At 41.7% G+C, this 309-nt stretch carries 1 protein-coding gene; it reads left to right on the top strand.

The genetic code is table 11. The features are described 5' to 3' along the window. Positions 1-309, top strand: a 309-nt coding sequence (locus tag AOA60_RS01065) for a carbohydrate binding domain-containing protein (RefSeq protein WP_143522308.1), incomplete at both ends; no start/stop codon positions are given.

Raw genomic sequence — 309 nt, 5'->3', positions numbered from 1 at the left:
GCGTACAGTTTATTATGGGAGCAGACACTGATCATAACTCTGTGCTTCAATTTAATCTTGGTGGTAACGACAACGATGTATACATTGACAACGTATTTTTAGAAAGACAACGATTAGGGGTAGAAGTTGGGAACCTTCTGGAAAATGGTGCCTTCGAATCCCTAGCTGGATGGAGAGCAGAAGCTTATAATCCTGGTCAAGCAACTTTTGCTGTAGAAGATGGTCTAGCGAAAGCAGCGATTACGAATATAGGATCGGACGACTGGAATATTCAATTATTTCAAACTGGAGTCAATATGGAGCAAGGCG

The sequence above is a fragment of the Pseudomonas sp. 2822-17 genome, assembly GCF_002742485.1.
In the GTDB taxonomy this organism is placed as follows: domain Bacteria; phylum Pseudomonadota; class Gammaproteobacteria; order Pseudomonadales; family Pseudomonadaceae; genus Aquipseudomonas; species Aquipseudomonas cyclaminis.
The sequence above is the reverse complement of the archived record's forward strand: the minus strand, read 5'-3'. Positions and strand labels throughout refer to the sequence as shown.